This window comes from Nocardia sp. NPDC051570 (genome assembly GCF_044454005.1).
GTDB lineage: Bacteria > Actinomycetota > Actinomycetes > Mycobacteriales > Mycobacteriaceae > Nocardia.
Genome location: NZ_JBITDI010000016.1, coordinates 1 through 15535, shown reverse-complemented (window position 1 = coordinate 15535; position 15535 = coordinate 1). Strand labels below are relative to the sequence as shown.

Below are 15535 nucleotides of genomic sequence, written 5' to 3'. Positions count from 1 at the left end.
CTTACAGCGGAATGTTCTTGTTGTGCGAGGGCTTCGCCGGGGCCGAGGCCAGGGCGGCCGCGATGATCGACCGGGTCTTGGCCGGGTCGATGACCTCGTCCACCACGCCGATCGACAGGGCGCGGCCGACGCCGCCCGCGATCTGTTCGTGTTCGGCGGTCAGGCGCTCGAGCAGGGCCTCGCGCTCGTCCTCGGGGGCCGCGGCCAGGGCCTTCTTGTGCAGGATCGTCACGGCCGCCTTGGCGCCCATGACGGCGACCTCGGAGCCCGGCCACGCGTACACCGCGGTCGCGCCGAGCGAACGGGCGTTCATGGCGATATAGGCGCCGCCGTAGATCTTGCGGGTCACCAGGGTCACGCGGGGGACGCGGGCCTCGGCGAAGGCATGCAGCAGCTTCGCGCCGCGGCGCACCACGCCCTCCCACTCCATGCCCACGCCGGGCAGATAGCCGGGCACATCGGTGACGACGACCAGCGGGATGCCGAAGGAGTTGCACAGCCGCACGAAACGCGCTGCCTTCTCGGCACTTTCGGAATCCAGGCAGCCGCCCAGATGCAGCGGGTTGTTGGCCAGCACACCGACGGTGCGCCCGGCCAGGCGGCCGATACCGGTCACCATCGAGCGGGCGTAGCCGCCCTGCAGCTCCTCGAAGGAGGATTCTCCATCGACGTTGTCGAGCAGCTCGTTGATGATCGGCTTGACGTTGTAGGCACGCTTGGCCGATGCGGGCAGCATGGCCTGCAGATCGACATCGCCGTGCGAGGCGGCGACCATATCGAACTCGCCCTGTTCGGCGAACATCGACACCAGCCGGCGGGCGCGATGCATGGCATCGGCCTCGTCGTCGGCGGTGATGTGGCTGACGCCGGACTTCTTGCCGTGCGTGACCGGCCCGCCCAGCGTGGCCATATCGACGTTCTCACCGGTGACCGAGCGGACGACGTCCGGGCCGGTGACGAAGATACGGCCCTCGGGGGCCATGATCACGATATCGGTGAGCGCCGGGCCGTAGGCCGCGCCGCCGGCGGCGAAGCCGACCACCACGGAGATCTGGGGGACCAGGCCCGAGGCGCGCACCATGGCCTCGAAGACCTCACCGACCGCATGCAGCGATTCGACACCCTCGGCCAGGCGAGCGCCGCCGGAGTGCCAGATGCCGACCACGGGAATCTTGGAGTCGATCGCGGTATCGATCGCGTCGACGATGTGCCGGCAACCCTCCACACCCATGGCGCCGCCCATCACGGTGGCGTCGGAGCAGTAGGCGACGGTGCGCACGCCATCGATCTCGCCGATGGCGGCCAGTACGCCGGAGCGGTCGCGAGGATGAAGCGGGAGAACGGTTCCGGGATCGAAGAAGCGCTGCAACCGACCCAGCGGATCACGGGGATCGGTCGTGGCGTCCGCCGAAGCGGGGGCCATGATGGTCATCGCGTAATCTCCTCGCGTGGATGTGGAGTCGCTGACGCGGCTGCGAATGTCGTTGCTCCGGGTGGGGTTTTCGTAGTCAGGGCGATTGGAAAACCCCACCGGTTCGCTTATCTTGTCGACGTGTACCGGGCGATCAGTACCGGCCGAAGGCGAGCGCGACATTGTGCCCACCGAAACCGAACGAGTTGTTGATCGCGTACTCGATGTCCTGACGGCGAGCCTCACCGTGCACGACATCGAGATCGATCTCCGGATCCTGGTTCGCCAGGTTCAGCGTGGGCGGCACGATGCCGTCCCGAATGCTGAGCACGGTGAGCACCGACTCGAGAGCGCCGACGGCGCCGATCGAGTGGCCCAGGGCGGACTTGGGCGCGTAGACCGAGGCGTGCTGGACGCCGGCCTTGTGAATCGCGTTCGCTTCCGCCGTATCTCCGATCGGAGTGGCGGTCGCATGCGCGTTCACGTGGGTGACGTCCTTGGCCGCCAGCCCCGCGGTCTGCATCGCGCGCTTCATGGCGCGCGCCGCGCCGGTGCCCTCGGGATCGGGGGCGACCAGGTGGAAGCCGTCGGAGGTGATGCCCGCACCCAGCAGACGTGCATGGATGGTGGCACCGCGCGCCTTGGCGTGCTCCTCTGTTTCGACGACCATCAGCGCACCGGCCTCGCCGAAGACGAAACCGTCGCGGTCGGAGTCGAACGGCCGCGAGGCGGCCTTCGGATCGTCGTTGCGGGTGCTCATCGCGCGCATCATGGAGAATGCCGCGATCGGCACGGAGTCGATATAACCCTCGACACCGCCGGTGACGACCATATCGGCGTCACCCATGACGATCATCCGCCAGGCGTTGGCGATGGCCTCGGAACCCGAGGAACATGCCGACACCGGCGTGACCACTCCCGCCCGGGCGTGCAGTTCCAGGCCCACGACGGCGGAAGGACCGTTCGGCATGACCATCTGAACGGCCAGCGGCGAGATCTTGCGATAGCCACCGGTCTTCAGCTTGTCGACCGAATCGACGAGGGCGTCGCCACCGCCGAGTCCGGTACCGATAGCGACACCGAGCCGCTCGGGATCGACCTCCGGGCTGCCGGCGTTTTTCCACACCTCGCGACCGAGGACGGTCGCGAGCCGCTCGACATACGCCATGCGACGGATTTCGACCCGGGTCAGCAGGGTGTCCGGGTTGACCTTGAGGTGACCGCCGATGCGGACCGGCAGGTCGTATTCCTCGATGAAGGAATCCTCGAGCGTATCGATACCGCTCTCGCCGTTGAGGAGTCCCTTCCACGTCGCATCGACGTCACCCGCGATCGACGTGGTCGCCGCCAGGCTAGTTACGACGACGTTGGGGAAGTTCCCGTTCAAAGTGGAAGGAGTGGTCACGGTATCGGGCCCTTACTCGCCCTGGCCGAACTTGGCCTTGAGCTCCGCGGCCGCGTCGGCGTTCTCGGCCTCGAGCTTCTGGATGTAGGCGACGGCGTCGCCGACGGTCTTCAGGCTCGCGAGGTCCTCGTCCGGGATCTTGACGCCGTACTTGTCCTCGGTCTGCACCGCGATCTCGACCATCGACAGCGAGTCGATGTCCAGGTCGTCGACGAAGGACTTCTCCGGAGTCACCTCGGACGGTTCGATACCCGTTACCTCTTCGATGATCTTCGAAAGTTCTTCGACGATCTGTTCCTGGGTCAGAGCGGCCACTTCGTGGCTCCCTTCTTGTTACTTCTCGGGGGGTCCGGTCTTCTTTTCGTTATGAGCCGGACTTTTGTTTCCGTCCGGCTCCGCCGGATCCGCATCGTTGCGAACCCGACGAAAGCTAGCTGGTTGCCGAGACTGTCGACAACTCCGCCAACGCAGCGATATCCTCCGGCGCCTTGAGCGCCAGATTGGGCGTGCCCTTCAGCTCCCGCTTGGCGATACCGACCAGGGTTCCGGCCGGTGGCAGTTCGGCCACCGCACAGACCCGTGCCGCGCGAACGGTCTCGGTGCACAGATCCCACCGGACGGGCCGGGTCACCTGTGCGGCGAGCTTCCCGATGGCATCCTTGCCCGAGTCGACCGGCCTACCGTCGAAGTTCGACAGGAGTACGCGGGTCGGCTCGCCGGGAACGATCCGAGAGATGGCCTCGGTCACAGCATCCTGAGCGGGCGCCATGAACGCGGTGTGGAACGCTCCGGCGACGGGCAGCGCGCGAATGCGCGCCTTCTCCGGCGGGTTGTCCGCCAGTTCCGCCAACGCATCGAGCCGACCTGCCGCCACGATCTGGCCGACCGCGTTGCGATTGGCCGGAATCAGTTCGAGCTCGGCGAGTCGGCCGAGCACGGCGGCTTCGTCACCGCCGAGCACGGCGGACATTCCGGTCGGTTCCAACGCGCACGCCCTGGCCATCTCCGCACCGCGGATCCCGGCCAGCCGCACGGCGTCATCTGCGGAGATGACTCCGGCGACCGCAGCGGCGGCAAGTTCGCCCACCGAGTGTCCGGCGACGATCGTATCCCTCGGAAGTGCTTCCGAGGGGATTTCCGCGAACGCCAGCAGCGCCGCGGCGACAACCAAGGGTTGAGTCACCGCCGTATCGGTGATCTCTTCCGCGGTGGCAGTGGTGCCCAGCCGCAGCAGGTCCAGGCCACATGCCTGCGACCAGAGGTCGAGACGGTCACGCGCGCCGGGAAGATCGAGCCAAGGCGCGAGCATGCCGGGGGTCTGAGAGCCCTGTCCAGGGGCGAACAACGCGATCACGCCTCTAACAAAACACTGTCGACCCTCGATTCGGAGATGTCGACGCGAATGAAGCTCGAGGACCGCTTTTGTGACTACCCCACAAAACGGCATGTGAGTCGTCCCGATCGACCGGTTGCGGGTCGGCGTTACACGCGATCTTCGTAAAAGGTGTCCGACGGGTCTTCTGTGGCGGTTGTGGGCGATTCGTTACGCATTCGTGTCAATCGACCCACTGTTGCGGCGATTCTGAGTACGTATGCATCCCGGGGATTCATAGGATCGCGGCCGGTGATGTCGCCGATACGCTTGAGCCGGTACCTGACCGTATTTGGATGAACGTACAGCTGCCGCGCGCACGTCTCGACGGCTCCGCCGCAATCCAGATAGGCGTCGAGAGTGTCCGACAGGGCCGATCCAGCGGCGGCCAACGGTAGCACAAGATACTCGTTGAGAGCGTCCACCGCAGCGCGATCGCCGAGCAGCGCGCGTTCGGGCAGAAGTTCCGAGGCGTGCACCGGGCGTGGCGCGCCGCGCCAGCCGACGACCGCCTCCATACCGGCCATCGCCTCGACCGCGCTGATATGCGCGGCCGACAGGGTCCGGGTGGTCGGGCCGATCACCACGGGCCCGTCGTGGAAGGCCGCGGCGAGCAGTTCGGCCAGGAACGGCGAGGGATAGCCGGCATCGCCGAGATGGCCGCTGACGACCATGACCAGCCGCGAACCCTGCACGACGGCCAGCGCCGCGTTGCCGTGCCGGGCGGCGATGGTGTGCACCGAACCGACCACCGCCACCTGATCGTTGACCGGCGTGCCGATCAGCACCGTCGCGGGCGCGGTGGCGTCCCAGTTCAAAGTCGCTGCGCGGGAAAGCATTTCGGGCCCGGTATCGCCGCGTACCACGGCGTCGACGACCAGCGCCTCGAGCCGGGTGTCCCAGGCGCCGCGCGATTCGGCGGCGCTGGCGTAGACCGAGGCGGCGGCGAAACCGAGTTCGCGGCCGTAGCGCAGCACCGCCTCGGTCAGCGCGACCAGCTGCCGGTCGTTACGGGCCAGCGCGGGCAGCCACTGTTCGAAGAACTCCATCGCGACCCGGACCATGTCCACGGTCTGGCGCAGCGTGAGCCGCCGGGCCAGATCCTGCGGGATCACCTGGAAGGCGTCGAGGCTGAAGCGGATATCGCTTTCGGGATCCTGCAGCCACTCCAGGAAGTTCACCACCGCGGTCTGCACCAGCATCTGCACGCCGGCCCGCTGGGCGGCATCCAGATCGCCGAAGAACGGCAGCCGATCCTCCATCGAGGTGATGGCCTCGGTCGACAGCCGCCCCGACAGCTGCCGTACCCGCTTGAGCAGGGTGTCCGGCAATGGATCTCGGGTCTGGCGATTGGGGGACAGCGCCCCGGTCGGCAGATAGACCTCGTGTTCGGACGAGCCCTCGGAGATCCGCCGAGGCCGCGGCGGTTTACGTTCCACCATGCAATGTTCCCTTGCGGTGGTTCCGCCGCCATAGACCCCCCGCATATGGGCGCGCCGCGGGTCTCGAATGTCCATGTGGGCGGGCCGCGGCCCCCACATGTTCCCGGCACACTTTTCGCCGGGACACGCCCATATGTCTCATGCCGGCTATTCCTCGCCGCTGTCGGACTTCGGGGCCGCGTCCACATCGTCGATGCGGTAGCGGGCCGCGGCCTCGGCGACGGTGGCCTGGTCGATCTTCCCGGTACGGGCCAGGGCCTCGAGCGCGGCGACCACGATCGACTGGGCGTCGACGTTGAATACGCGCCGGGCCGCCGGACGGGTGTCGGAGAAGCCGAATCCGTCGGTGCCGAGGGTGGTGTAGTCGCCGGGCACCCATTTGCGGATCTGGTCCGGTACCGAGCGCATCCAGTCCGAGGCTGCGACGAACGGGCCCTGGGCCCGCGAGAGCGCCTGGGTGACATAGGCGGTGCCCGCGTCGGTGGCGGGATTGCGGAGGTTGGTGATCTCCTTGGCCAGGGCCTCTTTTCGCAATTCGCTCCACGAGGTCACCGACCACACATCGGCCTGCACGCCCCACCCGGCCAGCAGCTCCTGGGCCCGCAGGCCGTCGGGCACGGTCACGCCCGCGACCAGGATCTGCGCGCGCACCTCGCCGGCACCTCCGCGCCTGTAGAGATATATGCCCTTGAGCAGGCCCTCGACATCGACGTCGTCCGGTTCGGCCGGTTGCGGGTACGGCTCGTTGTACAGGGTGATGTAGTAGCTGACGTTCTCGCCGCCGAAGGCGTCGTTCTTCATGACCGGATGAGTCCCCGGCAGCGCGGTCGATTCGGGCGCGGGCCGCCCGCCCCCGTACATCCGGCGCAGGCCGTCGCGCACGATATGGGCGATCTCGAAGGCGAACGCCGGATCGTAGGCCACCATGGCCGGATTCGTGGAGGCCAGCAGCAGTGAGTGACCGTCGTTGTGCTGCAGGCCCTCACCGGTCAGTGTGGTTCGCCCGGCGGTTGCCCCGAGGATGAATCCGCGTGCCAGCTGATCCGCCGCGGCCCACAGGCCGTCGCCGGTGCGCTGGAAGCCGAACATCGAGTAGAAGATGTAGAGCGGGATCATCGGCTCGCCGTGCGTGGCATAGGAGGTGCCGGCCGCGGTGTAGGAGGCCGTCGAACCGGCCTCGTTGATGCCCTCGTGCAGGATCTGCCCCACTTGACTCTCTTTGTAGGCAAGCATCAACTCCGCGTCGACCGATGTGTACAACTGGCCGTTGCGGTTGTAGATCTTCAACGAAGGGAACCACGAGTCCATGCCGAAGGTGCGGGCCTCGTCCGGGATGATCGGGACGATCCGCTTACCGATCTCCTTGTCGCGCAACAGCTCCTTCATCAATCGCACGAAGGCCATCGTGGTGGCCACGTTCTGCTTGCCCGAACCCTTGCGGACCGAGCGGTAGGGCTCATCGCCGGGCAGTTGCAGAGGCTTTGCCACAGAGCGACGTTCGGGCAGGAAACCGCCCAGGGTGCGGCGGCGGTCCTGCAGGTACTGGATCGCCGGGTCGTCCTTGCCGGGGTGATAGTACGGCGGCAGCTTCGGATCCGCCTCCAATTGCGCATCGGTGATCGGAATCCGCTGCACGTCGCGGAACGCCTTGAGGTCCTCCAGCGTCATCTTCTTCATCTGATGCGTGGCGTTGCGGGCCTCGAAATGCTTGCCCAGGCCGTAACCCTTGATGGTTTTGGCCAGGATGACCGTCGGCTGGCCCTGATGCGCCAGCGCCGCGGCGTAGGCGGCGTAGATCTTGCGGTAGTCGTGGCCGCCGCGCTTGAGGTTCCAGATCTGTTGGTCCGACAGCCCTTTCACCAGTTCCTTGGTGCGCGGATCGCGGCCGAAGAAGTGCTCGCGCACGTAGGCGCCGTCATTGGCCTTGTAGGTCTGGTAGTCGCCGTCGGGGGTGGAGTTCATCAGATTCACCAGCGCGCCGTCGCGATCGGCGGACAGCAGCGCGTCCCACTCGCGGCCCCAGATCACCTTGATCACGTTCCAGCCCGCGCCGCGGAAGAACGACTCCAGCTCCTGGATGATCTTGCCGTTACCGCGAACCGGGCCGTCGAGGCGCTGCAGATTGCAGTTGACGACGAAGGTCAGGTTGTCCAGTGCCTCGTTGGCCGCCACCTGGATCAGCCCGCGCGATTCCGGCTCGTCCATCTCGCCGTCGCCGAGGAAGGCCCACACATGCTGATCGGAGGTGTCGGTGATGCCGCGGTCGTGCAGGTAGTGGTTGAACCGCGCCTGGTAGATCGCGTTCATCGGCCCCAAACCCATGGAGACCGTGGGGAATTCCCAGAAGTCGGGCATCAGGCGCGGATGCGGATAGGACGACAGGCCGCGGCCGGGGCCGCCGTGGCTGTACTCCTGACGGAAACCGTCGAGCTGATTCTCGCTCAGGCGACCTTCCAGGAACGCGCGGGCGTAGACGCCGGGGGAGGCGTGCCCCTGGATGAAGATGTGATCGCCGCCGCCGGAATGATCCTTGCCGCGGAAGAAGTGGTTGAACCCGACCTCGTACAGCGCCGCCGATGAGGCGTAGGTCGAGATATGGCCGCCCACACCGATTCCCGGCCGCTGCGCGCGGTGCACCATGACCGCGGCGTTCCAGCGGATCCAGGCGCGGTAGCGGCGCTCGACCTCCTCGTCGCCGGGGAACCAGGGCTCGTTCTCGGTGGGGATGGTGTTGACGTAATCCGTCGAAGTCAGTGCGGGGATGGCGACGTGGCGCTCGCCGGCGCGCTCGAGCAGGCGCAGCATCAGATAGCGTGCACGGCCGGGGCCCTCGCGGTCGAGCATCTCGTCGAAGGACTCCAGCCATTCGCCGGTCTCTTCCGGATCGATGTCCGGTAGGTACGACGCCACACCCTCACGGATCACCCGCACGCGCGCGCCGGGCTTCGTGCGGGGCGAGCCCGCTTCGGCGGCAGCACCATTGGGGGTGGAACTCGACGACATCGGGTGCATCAGGTCTGTCAAAATCAATGCTCCTCGTACAGGGGTGGACAAGCTGATGGCTCTAACCCCGGGTAGCCACGCTGGTAGGCGAAGGCTATCCGTCGATTGCGGTTGGGGCGCATCTCACATCCTCGTCGATGATGCGTCCCCGGTCATCATGTCAGTCTGAAATCCAGTACCGTTCGCTAGGCGGCGCGGGCGGTCGCGACGGGTCCGGCGGCGCCGTCCCGTCAACCAACGTCCGATCCCGCAGGCGCCGCCATCGGACACCGTCGAGGCATCGAGAAGCGGGGAGATGATGAAACTGCTGAACCCACGTGGGTTCGGATTGACGTGCGCGACCATCGCGGTCGGCACCGGACTGGTGGTGGCGGGTTGTTCCAACGCTGTCCACGGTACCGCCACCGTGAACCAGGCGGACGCCGCGGCGTATCGGACCGAGATGTCCTCGTCGTCGGCGGCGGCCACCTCCTCCCAGAGGGCGGCCGCGCAGGCGAAGGCCGTGAGCGACAACTGCACTCCGTTCCGCGACACCACCGGGGTAGCGGTCACGAAGTACAACGATTTCGTCGACGCGCACGACAACAACGCGCCCGATCAGGACGCCAAGCGTGACGCCTCCGCGGAGACCCTGGAGAACGCGGCCAAGACCGTCGAGGGCAGGGTGAGCGCCGCCGGCGACGCGCTGTCGCCGGAGCTGGTGCAGAAGTTCGCCGATTACGTCGGTGCCGCCCGCGCGTTGGCCGCCGAGGCCCGCAAGATGACCTATACCGCGCCGGTCGGACAGCTCAACGACGCCAGCAAACGGGTCAACGACGCGCTCAACGCGGTGCGCAACGCCTGTCCGGCGCGCTGATTTCCGCCATGTCCGCGCGACATTTCCATGCATAATTGGCCCGATCGGCTTGCGTTGCGGGCGATAACCATGTTCGCTTGCAATGACCTAACTGTCGGGAGTTGAGGAGGACACCACCGTGGTCGCCGCGGCGGACGCGCAGAACTACGCTCAGAAGCTTGGCATTACGCACGACATGGTGGTTCAAGAGCTGGGCTGGGATGAGGACACCGATGACGCCCTGCGGGCCGAGATCGAGGAGACCGTCGGATCCGAGTTGCTCGACGAGGACACCGACGAGGTGGTCGACGTCGTGCTGCTGTGGTGGCGAGACGGCGACGGAGATCTGGTCGATGAGCTGTTGAACGTCATCACACCGCTCGCCGAGGAAGGCGTGGTGTGGGTGCTCACTCCCAAGACCGGTCAGGATGGTCATGTCGACCCCAGCGAGATCGCCGAATCGGCGACCCCGGCGGGGCTGACATCGACCACGCCCGTGAGCCTGGGCACATGGACCGGTACCAAGCTGACGCAGCCGAAGACGCCCTCGAAGCAGCGCTGATCGCTGTCTTGGCTAAGGTTTCGCCGGGCGGCGCGTGCGATGCCGCCCGGCGGACGTCGCCACGACGAACAGAGGGAGGACTGCGCATGCCGCTCGAAGTGGGCACGGTCGCGCCGGATTTCACGCTGAAGGATCAGAACAATCAGGACGTGCGGCTGTCCGACTACCGCGGGCACAAGAACGTGCTGATCGTGTTCTACCCCTTGGCTTTCACCGGCATCTGCCAGGGCGAGCTGTGCAAGGTGCGCGACGAGCTGCCGAAGTTCCAGAACGACAACGCCGAGATCCTCGCCGTCTCCGTCGGCCCGCCCCCCACCCACAAGATCTGGGCGGCCGAACAGGGCTACACCTTCCCACTGCTGTCGGACTTCTGGCCGCACGGCGCGGTGGCCCAGACCTACGGCGTCTTCAACGACAAATCGGGCTACCCCAACCGCGGCACCTTCGTCATCGACAAGGACGGCATCGTCCGCTTCGCCGAAATGAACGCCCCCGGCGAGCCCCGTGACCAGGCGGCTTGGGAGAAAGCGCTCACTGCGTTAGATTCGTAAACCGCCGCGTCCATCAGGACCCGGCGCCTCCGCCCCCGGGCCGAGGTTCCAGGGCGTATAGCTCAGCGGTAGAGCACTGGTTTTACACACCAGCGGTCGGGGGTTCGAACCCCTCTGCGCCCACTCGGAGAGCCTTATTCGAAACACCGACCGGTGGTGCGTTTCGAAGGTCGCCGTGGTTGTCGGCCGCGGCGTGGAGATCCGCGAAGACCGGGGTCTTTTCATCGGTTATCTGCAGCGCCATGGTCTCCGATTCTTCCATGTAGAAATCGTCCAGATAGAAACGTTGGTAGAACGTTTCGTTGAGGCGTCGGCGGACTTCCGGGTCGGCGTCTCGATAGAGGGCATAGGGATCGGCGATGAGGTTGAGTGCGTGGCGGAGCATGCTGGTGCCGATGGTCAATTCCTCGGAGGTGTTGACCTGCGCCGCTTCGAGTCGTTTGCGTTCGTTCTTCAGCGTGATGAGCTTCATCCGGACTTTGGTCTGCGGTATTGAGTCATCGGCTAGTAAATCGACCAGTCGGTCTTCTTTCTTGTCTATCTCCTCGAGTTGCCGGTTGAGTCTGGCGTGGATTTCGCGGGTGGTGGTCTGTTCGTCTGCGAGGAGTTCTTCGAGCAGGGTTCGGGATTCGGTGGCGAAGGCGGCTGGGAGTCGCAGTGTGCGGTAGTGCTCGGCTATCGCTTCTTCTGCTGCCGCGCTCGGCAACGCGGGCAGGTTGCACAGCCCCTCTTGGCTTCTGCGACAGACGAGGTAGGTGTATCGGGTTCGGTTGCGTCCGGTCAGTGCGCTGCAGACGAGTCGCGAGGTTTCGCCGTCGAGATGACAGCGGCGGCAGAAGAGGGCGCCTTTGAGGTAGTGGTTGTGGATGCGGTCGCGGTTGCCGTTGGCGCTGCGTTGCCGGAGAACGTCCTGGACGCGGTCGAAGAGTTCGTGGGATATGAGGGGTTCGTGGCGGCCGGGGTAGATCTGTCCCTTCCAGATCACGTAGTCGAGGTAGTACGGGTCGCTCAGCATCCGGTGCAGTGTCGTGGCGGACACCGGGCACGCGACCGGCCACCGGCCGGTGGGTCGGCTGTCCCCGGTCTTGTTTGGTGTGGCTCGCTATTGGCTTGCGTCCCATCGGGTGCCGTGCGGGGCATGGCTTGAAAGGGGCGTGCCCAGCTCGAAGTAGCGGTGCCTTCCCGCACGGACACCTACTCGTTCGCACGCGGAAAGAACACCGTCTTGCCGGTCATCATCGGAATGGACCCGCACAAGCGCTCGGCCACCATCGAGGTCATCGACCACCACGCGAAGGTTTTGGCAACCGGCCGCTACAGTACCGACACCTGCGGCTACGGTGAAATGCTCACCGCGGCACAGCGTTTCCCGGACCGTGTCTGGGCGATCGAGGGCTGCAACGGTATCGGCCGGCATGTGGCGCATCGGCTGATCGGTGACGGCGAAACCGTGATCGACGTTCGGTATTGCAGAAGCGGATGTTCCAGAGGCGTGGGTGGATCGATCAGTGGGTGAGTTCGGCGAGAAGTGTGTGTAGTTCTGTTTCGAGGTGGTGGGCGTGGTTGTGGTCGCGGCCGATGACGAGGTATTCGATGCGGGAGGTGGCAGGGTCGTCGGCGGCGATGATCACGCCCGAGCCGCGGTCGGCGGTGAAGTGGAGGCCTGCGTGTTCGAGGTGGTCGTGGAGTGCGATGGTGCGGGGTGCGGGGACGCCGATGCAGGTCAGCAGGACGTGGCCGGTTAGGTAGTCGTCGCCGAGTAGGCGGCGGGCGATGATGTCGAGGTTGGTGGCTCCGCCTGCGCGGCCGTTGAATTCGGTGTAGGACAGTCGGTTATCGGGGCCGAGGATGGCGTCGATGTTGATCAGGCCGTGGTAGCCGAGGCGTCGGGCCAGCAGCGCGATCTGCTGGCTGCCCGCTCCGAATTCGGCGTGCACGGTGGCCGGAAGGTCTTGCGGGGGAATCACGAAGCCTGTCCAGCGGGGTGCCATCCGCATTTCGCCGTAGTTCCGCAGAATCGGCATGCCGGATCGGGGAATGGAGAGCTCGCTGGACAGGCTGCGGGTGGCGGGCTGGTAGACCTCGACGATGAACCTCGCGGGCGCCGCACCGGCGGGCAGGTCGAGCGCATCGCCGTGAGGGAGGTTGTGCTCGTGCAGTTTTCGATACAGTTCGCCGCGTCGATCACTGGTCCCGGCGAGGACGACGGTGTGCAGGACTCCGCATCCGGTGAGCGCGGGGTCGGTGGTGATGAGAGTGTTGCCCAGGCCGCCGGAGTTCTGGTCTTGTTTGACGATGACCGATCCGGTCCGGTCGAGCAGGTCGACGACCGCGTCGAGCAGTTCACCGCCGGTAGTGACGACATACCCTTCCGGTACCGGGATACCGGTGGCGATCGCGAGGGTGCGGAACACCGATTTGCTGTTCATCAATGCGGCCAGATCCTGCGCGAACAGTGCGGTATCGGTGGCGAGTCCCAGTAGCCGTTCCCACGCGGCGATATCGCGGTCGCGGACGTAACACGACACCGTCCAGTCGTCGAGGTCCAAGCCGCTGTCGGTGATCCGATCCCGCACCGCGGCAAACAGTTCCGGGGTGGCCTGCGGATTCCACTCGATGCCACGGTAGTCCTGCATGCTCAACACCATCGGGCCGTCGCCGGGGATGTCGAGCACAGTGGTCAGGTAGGACAGGAACTCCTTGTCGACCGAGCCGGGCAGCACGGCGATGTCGGCGGCGTCCAGGCTCCACAGCATGCGCGCGGCCTCGACATAACAGCCCAGCCAGGAGTCCGGCGGCAGGTCGTCGGGTCTGGCGGTCATCGCGCGACTGTGCGGATTGGCGAGCACTACCTTCGGCATCGTGTCTGTCTTCCTGTCCAGCACCGGTATTGAGGGTGCGAGAGCTTTCAGTCCGTCGGCGAGGTGAGATAGCCCGCGAGGTGGGTGAGACGGCGGCGTTGGGCCGGGGTCAATCCCGCGTAGCCCACAATCGTGCCGCGGCAGCTCGGTGCGCCGCAGGCGCAGGCCGGGACGGCGATGGAGTGATACTCCGAACTCGCGTAGTCCCAAGTGAGTTCGTCTCCGACGCCGATCGGACGCAAGGCGAGGAAGTCGAAAGCACCGGCCGCGTTGTCGCGGATACCGAGGTTGGGCAGGCAGGAGTGGTTCAGCAACCGTGCGGGTTCATCGAAGTCGCAATGGGTGTCGATACCGGTCTGGAACGAATAGGTCGTTCGCCGGGGACTTATCGCGGTGATTCGAGCGCTGATCACCAGCCCGGCAGTGTGCCAGCGCCGAGCGGCGAACACTCCGCGTCCCTTGCCAGGCGTGCCGTCGACGAGGAGCGATGCCCGGTCGGTGCCGCCGAGCGGCGGATTCGTCGCGACTCCTGCGGTGCTGTCGACCATCGTCGTCCGTCCTGGTGTGGCGATGCGCATGTGTGGGGCAAGAAGATCGACAATACCGATGATCGGCCTTGTGTGCGGTCGCGCTCATCAGCGATCATGTTGCCTTTCAGGGCTTCCACTCGCCGGCACCGTTGACCGCGCGGTCATGAAACCGATTGCCGGACATCGCAGGCGATCCCGTGAATCATCCACAGACAGAACATGATTCGGGCGCGCCGCTGGCACCCGTGGTGCTCGTAGTGTCGGATTTCGCTCCGTAGCAATCCCCGTTCTGCGAAACTTGGTTAGGCGAGCGGGTGGGGAGGCTGATCGTGACAGTTGTGAATCCCGAGCGAGGTGGTCTGATCAGCAAGGGTTCGGTTGCGGGGCAAGTCGGGACGGAATTGCCCCGGGGTGTTGTTGGATGCGGCCGGGATCGGTTCTGTGGTAGAGACTCCTACTCCAACCGCCGCTCGATGCGGCGTTCCACATCCCTCGGTAAGGCAGAGGCACTCTGAATCCGCGGATTCAGAGTGCCTCTGCTGTCGGAGCTGTCAGGCAGGGTGCGTGGAACTCACCGGCTTGTCATCGATGTCACCACGTGGGGCAGTGTTGCGGATCGAAGTGACCAGCCTGATCGTTGTCGTCGTTGTGCCAGTGGCCGTCCCTGGTGCAGTGCCGATCCCTGTCGGGTGCATCGGGGCCGCGCCAATCGCGAGTGTCGGGCGCGGGTGTGGGGCCGGGCCCGCCTCCCGAACCCGAGAAGGGTGGTTGCTGATGCATCGGCATCGCGGCTTGGGCGGTCGCCGTCGCCTCGAATGAGGCGGTCAGCATCGCACTCACCGCTACCGCAGCGAACAAGCGGCCGAATACCTTGTGTTTCACCAGGATCCCTTCCAATCGTTCGAACCAGCAACGATCTACTCGATCGTCGCATCATCGTAATTTCCGGTGAACAGCCACCAGAGGGGATTTCTGGCTTTCTATGAGGGGTCACAGCAGCTGTGGCGCGCCTACGGCAGGTCCTCGGCGAGCAGCTGCGCGTGCACGCGTTCCAGGCTCTGCCGCCTACGCAGCACCAGACGGGTCGGCGGCGGATACCGCAACGGCGATACCGATGCGTGGCCGGCGCACCACTCCGATAACAACGACAGCGACCGCACGTCGCCCTCGTCCAGCGCGAGCAACAGCGTCGCCGACTGTCCCGGATGCGCGAGCCAATCCACACTGACCAGGACGAGCCGGCCGCCCGGCTGAGCGACGACGGCCTTGAGGTGCAGATCCGGCCAGTCGAGTGCCGATTCCGGTTCCGGCACGGCCGTTTTCAGCGCGAGCTCATGCGCGTCGAGGTTGCCGACGTGGACCAGTCGCGCAATCCACACCAGCTCGACCGCGATGAACGCAATGACGACCGCGAGCGCGACAATCACATGTCGACCATAACGCGGGTGCGAACCGCCGTTCGCGGATTCCCTGCGTGTCAGGCTGAGTTGAGTCCATTGGTTCAGAGCAAATCGGCCTGACGCGGGGCGAGATACGGATCGATATTTCATGACCAGCACGAGG

15 protein-coding genes, 1 tRNA gene and 1 pseudogene are annotated in these 15535 nt (G+C 65.8%); 6 read left to right on the top strand and 11 right to left on the bottom strand.

The annotated features are described in order from the left end of the window. Position 1: 1 nt before the first annotated feature. From ACIA76_RS32405 to aceE, 6 genes are all read right to left on the bottom strand, one after another. Positions 2-1432 carry an acyl-CoA carboxylase subunit beta gene (locus tag ACIA76_RS32405; RefSeq protein WP_397157263.1) on the bottom strand — a complete coding sequence of 477 codons (1431 nt, stop codon included), beginning with the start codon at positions 1430-1432 and terminating at the stop codon, positions 2-4. A gap of 133 nt (positions 1433-1565) precedes the next feature. Then, positions 1566-2816, bottom strand: a complete 1251-nt coding sequence (locus tag ACIA76_RS32400) for a KasA/KasB family beta-ketoacyl-ACP synthase (RefSeq protein ID WP_397157261.1) — start codon at positions 2814-2816, stop codon at positions 1566-1568. Positions 2817-2828: 12 nt separating this feature from the next. Continuing rightward, positions 2829-3131, bottom strand: a complete 303-nt coding sequence (gene acpM, locus ACIA76_RS32395) for a meromycolate extension acyl carrier protein AcpM (protein ID WP_397157259.1) — start codon at positions 3129-3131, stop codon at positions 2829-2831. A gap of 115 nt (positions 3132-3246) precedes the next feature. Beyond that, positions 3247-4170 (bottom strand): ACP S-malonyltransferase, encoded by a 924-nt coding sequence (locus tag ACIA76_RS32390; RefSeq protein WP_397157257.1) that lies wholly within the window; start codon positions 4168-4170, stop codon positions 3247-3249. A 128-nt stretch (positions 4171-4298) separates the two neighbouring features. Then, on the bottom strand, positions 4299-5630 hold the full coding sequence (locus ACIA76_RS32385) for a PucR family transcriptional regulator (RefSeq protein ID WP_397157255.1): 1332 nt from the start codon (positions 5628-5630) through the stop codon (positions 4299-4301). A 147-nt stretch (positions 5631-5777) separates the two neighbouring features. Further along, the gene (aceE, locus tag ACIA76_RS32380; RefSeq protein ID WP_397157552.1) at positions 5778-8633 is read right to left on the bottom strand and encodes a pyruvate dehydrogenase (acetyl-transferring), homodimeric type; all 2856 of its coding nucleotides are present in this window, start codon (positions 8631-8633) and stop codon (positions 5778-5780) included. Positions 8634-8928: 295 nt separating this feature from the next. On the opposite strand from aceE, the gene ACIA76_RS32375 reads away from it, so the two are divergent. From ACIA76_RS32375 to ACIA76_RS32355, 5 genes are all read left to right on the top strand, one after another. Then, a complete protein-coding gene (locus ACIA76_RS32375) occupies positions 8929-9489 on the top strand; it encodes a hypothetical protein (protein WP_397157253.1) in 561 nt (186 codons plus the stop codon). A gap of 118 nt (positions 9490-9607) precedes the next feature. Further along, on the top strand, positions 9608-10030 hold the full coding sequence (locus ACIA76_RS32370) for a DUF3052 domain-containing protein (RefSeq protein WP_397157251.1): 423 nt from the start codon (positions 9608-9610) through the stop codon (positions 10028-10030). An 86-nt stretch (positions 10031-10116) separates the two neighbouring features. Next, positions 10117-10581 carry a peroxiredoxin gene (locus tag ACIA76_RS32365; protein ID WP_397157250.1) on the top strand — a complete coding sequence of 155 codons (465 nt, stop codon included), beginning with the start codon at positions 10117-10119 and terminating at the stop codon, positions 10579-10581. 51 nt (positions 10582-10632) lie between these two features. Continuing rightward, positions 10633-10704, top strand: a tRNA-Val gene (locus ACIA76_RS32360). Positions 10705-10756: 52 nt separating this feature from the next. Further along, on the top strand, positions 10757-11077 hold the full coding sequence (locus ACIA76_RS32355; protein ID WP_397157248.1) for a hypothetical protein: 321 nt from the start codon (positions 10757-10759) through the stop codon (positions 11075-11077). Positions 11078-11485: 408 nt separating this feature from the next. Here the strand turns inward: ACIA76_RS32355 and ACIA76_RS32350 are convergent. Next, a pseudogene (locus ACIA76_RS32350) lies at positions 11486-11626 on the bottom strand (recombinase family protein); the annotation flags it as partial. Positions 11627-11806: 180 nt separating this feature from the next. Here ACIA76_RS32350 and ACIA76_RS32345 point away from each other — a divergent pair. Beyond that, a complete protein-coding gene (locus ACIA76_RS32345) occupies positions 11807-12097 on the top strand; it encodes a hypothetical protein (RefSeq protein WP_397157246.1) in 291 nt (96 codons plus the stop codon). On the opposite strand, the gene ACIA76_RS32340 is transcribed toward ACIA76_RS32345, so the two are convergent. The 4 genes from ACIA76_RS32340 to ACIA76_RS32325 form a co-directional block, all read right to left on the bottom strand. Continuing rightward, positions 12087-13403: a peptide ligase PGM1-related protein gene (locus tag ACIA76_RS32340; RefSeq protein ID WP_397157244.1), complete on the bottom strand. Its 1317-nt coding sequence runs from the start codon at positions 13401-13403 to the stop codon at positions 12087-12089. The two genes, ACIA76_RS32345 and ACIA76_RS32340, sit on opposite strands and share 11 nt — an antisense overlap. 86 nt (positions 13404-13489) lie before the next feature. Next, the gene (locus tag ACIA76_RS32335) at positions 13490-13990 is read right to left on the bottom strand and encodes an SET domain-containing protein (protein WP_397157242.1); all 501 of its coding nucleotides are present in this window, start codon (positions 13988-13990) and stop codon (positions 13490-13492) included. Positions 13991-14563: 573 nt separating this feature from the next. Further along, entirely contained in the window at positions 14564-14854 is a 291-nt protein-coding gene (locus ACIA76_RS32330) for a hypothetical protein (RefSeq protein WP_397157239.1), read from the bottom strand. A 128-nt stretch (positions 14855-14982) separates the two neighbouring features. Beyond that, on the bottom strand, positions 14983-15399 hold the full coding sequence (locus tag ACIA76_RS32325; RefSeq protein ID WP_397157237.1) for a hypothetical protein: 417 nt from the start codon (positions 15397-15399) through the stop codon (positions 14983-14985). Positions 15400-15535: the final 136 nt, after the last annotated feature.

Bases quoted from the DNA above. Each gene is read 5' to 3' on its own strand.
- ACIA76_RS32405 (WP_397157263.1), bottom strand. From the start codon at position 1,432: ATGACCATCATGGCCCCCGCTTCGGCGGACGCCACGACCGATCCCCGT.
- ACIA76_RS32385 (WP_397157255.1), bottom strand. From the start codon at position 5,630: ATGGTGGAACGTAAACCGCCGCGGCCTCGGCGGATCTCCGAGGGCTCG.
- aceE (WP_397157552.1), bottom strand. From the start codon at position 8,633: ATGTCGTCGAGTTCCACCCCCAATGGTGCTGCCGCCGAAGCGGGCTCG.
- ACIA76_RS32375 (WP_397157253.1), top strand. From the start codon at position 8,929: ATGATGAAACTGCTGAACCCACGTGGGTTCGGATTGACGTGCGCGACC.
- ACIA76_RS32365 (WP_397157250.1), top strand. From the start codon at position 10,117: ATGCCGCTCGAAGTGGGCACGGTCGCGCCGGATTTCACGCTGAAGGAT.
- ACIA76_RS32340 (WP_397157244.1), bottom strand. From the start codon at position 13,403: ATGACCGCCAGACCCGACGACCTGCCGCCGGACTCCTGGCTGGGCTGT.
- ACIA76_RS32335 (WP_397157242.1), bottom strand. From the start codon at position 13,990: ATGGTCGACAGCACCGCAGGAGTCGCGACGAATCCGCCGCTCGGCGGC.